This is a genomic window from Candidatus Frankia nodulisporulans, assembly GCF_902806475.1.
GTDB lineage: Bacteria > Actinomycetota > Actinomycetes > Frankiales > Frankiaceae > Frankia > Frankia umida.
Map to the genome: position 1 here is coordinate 1 of NZ_CADCWS010000370.1, position 3,075 is coordinate 3,075.

Annotated in this window: 3 protein-coding genes; all 3 read right to left on the minus strand. The window is 73.6% G+C overall.

The window, feature by feature from the left end; genetic code table 11:
* Nucleotides 1-108: 108 nt before the first annotated feature.
* Nucleotides 109-780: a LutC/YkgG family protein gene (locus G6R24_RS19770; RefSeq protein ID WP_163550662.1), complete on the minus strand. Its 672-nt coding sequence runs from the start codon at nt 778-780 to the stop codon at nt 109-111.
* On the minus strand, nt 777-2,222 hold the full coding sequence (locus tag G6R24_RS19775) for a lactate utilization protein B (RefSeq protein ID WP_163550663.1): 1,446 nt from the start codon (nt 2,220-2,222) through the stop codon (nt 777-779). The genes G6R24_RS19770 and G6R24_RS19775 overlap by 4 nt, the downstream gene beginning before the upstream one ends.
* Nucleotides 2,223-2,256: 34 nt before the next feature.
* Nucleotides 2,257-3,075 (minus strand): heterodisulfide reductase-related iron-sulfur binding cluster (locus G6R24_RS19780; protein WP_338084480.1); only part of this gene is annotated, 819 nt, incomplete at its 5' end.

A 3,075-nucleotide genomic window follows, 5' to 3' on the forward strand; every position in this document is an offset into this window, starting at 1 on the left:
ACCGGGGGTGTCCCGGTGCGGGAGGGCTGGCGTGGTCGGGGCACGATCCGTGGCCGGGAAGGGATATCTCGTGGACGGCGAGGGTGGTCGAAGATCCGCGGGAGCGGGCTACGTCACGATGATCACGATGAGGGTGCGGGGGCCGTGGACGCCCTCGACGCGGCGCAGTTCGATGTCGCTGGTGGCGGACGGGCCGCTGATCCAGGTCAGGGGGCGGCCGGCGCGCACGGACGGGGCGAGTACGGCCAGGGCGTCGGGGACGTCGGCCACGATCTGGTCGGCCCGCACGACGCAGACATGGCGGTCGGGGACCAGGGTGAGGGCGCGGCGGCCCTGGCCGGGGCCGTGGTCGAGCACGAGGGTGCCGGTCTCGGCGATGGCGACCCGGGCCTCGGTGACGACGGCGTCGATCCGGTCGAGGTCGGCGGCGGTGCGCGCACCGTCGTCCACCAGGCCGTCCGGGATGGGGATGGGGAGGTCCGCCGGCACGATGACGGACGCGCCCGGCACCAGTGCGGCGACGACGGTCCGCGTCAGGTCGGCCGGGGCGCACCGGGTCACGGTGGCTCGGTAGTCGGCGACCCGTTCGGCGAACAGGCCGACCACATCGCCCACCGTGTGTCGCCGCGCGGCCGGCCGCGGAGCCACCGAGGCGGACGGAACGATCTCGGGTTCGGCGCCGGGGTGGGAGACGGAGCCGGACGGGGAACCGGAGCCGGACGGGGAGGCGTCGGACAGGGCCGCTCGGATGTCGGCGAGGATCTGGTCGCGGGCGCTCATCGGATGCCTCCGTCGGTGCGTTTCCACCACTGGCGGAAGGTTTCCCGCGGGGCGGGTGGGAGGTCGCGGGTCGAGGTCCAGGCGGCGGCGCCGACGCGGCGGGCGAGCCAGAGGCCCAGGCGGGTGAACCGTTCGCCGCCGGCGAGGCGCCGGGCGTCGCCCAGGCCCACGGCGGCGGCCTTCATCGCGACCGCCTCGGGGGTGGGCAGGCCACCGCGGTGCGCGTCGACGACCTTCGCCCGCTGGTCGACCAGAACGGAGGGGATGTCGATGCGGACCGGGCAGGCTTCGAAGCACGCGCCGCACAGGGTGGAGGCGTAGGGCAGCGCGTCGATCTGTGCGCTGTGGCCGACGCCGCGCAGCAGCGGGTTGAGGATGGCGCCGATCGGGCCGGGGTAGACCGAGCCGTAGGCGTGGCCGCCGGTGCGCTCGTAGACCGGGCACACGTTCAGGCACGCCGAGCAGCGGATGCAGCGCAGCGCCTGGCGTCCGGTCTCGTCGGCCAGGGCGCGGGTGCGGCCGTTGTCGAGCAGGATGACGTGCACCTGCTGGGGGCCGTCGTCGGGGGTCACCCCGGTCCACATGGAGGTGTAGGGGTTCATCCGTTTCCCGGTGGACGACCGGGGCAGCAGGCGCAGCAGCGGGTCGAGGTCGTCCCAGGTGGCGACGACCTTCTCGATGCCGACCACGGAGATCAGCATCTCGGGCAGGGTCAGGCACATCCGGCCGTTGCCCTCGGATTCGACGACGACCAGGGTGCCGGTCTCGGCGACGGCGAAGTTGGCGCCGGAGACGCCGACCTTCGCGCGCAGGAACTTCTCCCGCAGATGGTCGCGGGCGGCGGCGGCGGCGAGCACGGCGGGGGTGTCGGTGAGGTCGGCGGGGGCGGGACGGCCGGCCGTACCCATGGCCCGCAGGAAGATCTCGCGGATCTCGGCGCGGTTGCGGTGGATCGCCGGGACCAGGATGTGCGAGGGCAGGTCGTCGCCGAGCTGCACGATCAGTTCGGCGAGGTCGGTCTCCCAGGCGGCGATGCCCTCGGCGGCCAGCGCCTCGTTCAGGCCGATCTCCTGGGTCACCATCGACTTGACCTTGATCACCTCGTCGGCGCCGTGCGCCCTGACCAGCCCGGCCACGATCGCGTTCGCCTGCGCGGCGTCCCGTGCCCAGTGGACGGTGGCGCCGTTGGCCGTGAGTGTCTCCTCCAGCCGCAGCAGCTGGCGGTCCAGGGAGCGCAGCGCGGTGTCCTTCGCGTCGGCGCCGGCGACCCGCAGTGCCTCCCAGCCGCCGTCCACGCTGGCGTCGACCTCGGCGACGAGCGCGGCGCGTCGGTCCCGGATCGTGCTGGTGGCGTGCGCCAGGTTGCGTCGCAGCTGGGCGTCGGCGAGTTTCTCCCGGGCGGCGGCCGGGAACGGCGGCATCCCGACGAAGGTCGCGCTCATCCGGTCACCGCGAGGATCCCGCGGACGGTGGCGCTCATGCGGTGGCCGCCAGCACCTCGGCGAGATGGACGGTGCGCACCCCGGCCCGCTGGCGTGAGAGCAGCCCGCCGATGTGGGCCAGGCAGGAGTTGTCCCCGGCCACGAGCACCTCGGCGCCGGTGTTGCGGACCTGGCGGGCCTTGTCGGTGCCGATCGCGATGGACGTGTCGGCGTTCTTGACCGCGAACGTCCCGCCGAAACCGCAGCATTCGTGCGCACCGGGCAGTTCGAGCAGGGTCAGGCCGCGGACCTGTTCCAACAGCCGGCGCGGACGGTCGCCGACCCCCAGCATCCGCAGCGAATGGCAGGTCGGATGGTAGGTCACCGTGTGCGGGTAGTAGGCGCCGACATCGGTGACGCCCAGCTGGTCGACGAGGAACTCCGACAGTTCGTGGACCCGCGGCGCCACCGCGTCGACCGCGGCACGCAGCCCCGGATCGCCGGCCCGGCGGGCAACGATCGCGTGCTGGTGACAGGCACAGCCGGCGCAGGACGCCGACGGGGTGACCACCGCGTCGTAGCCGGCGAACGCCCGGGCGAAGGTACGCACCACCGGCACGGCCTCGTCGAGGTAGCCGGTGTTGACCATCGGCTGGGCGCAGCAGGTCTGCCCCGCCGGGAACTCCACGTCGACGCCGAGACGGCGCAGCAGGGTGACGACCGCCTGCCCTGTACGGGGATACAGCGCGTCGTTGATGCAGGTGATCATCAGTGCGACCCGCATACCCGCGCTCCTGTCCTGCGGCCGGTCGGCGACCGGGTGCTCTGCCGGATTCTGCCCGCTCACCGGGCCCGGCAGGTGCCGTTTCGGCGC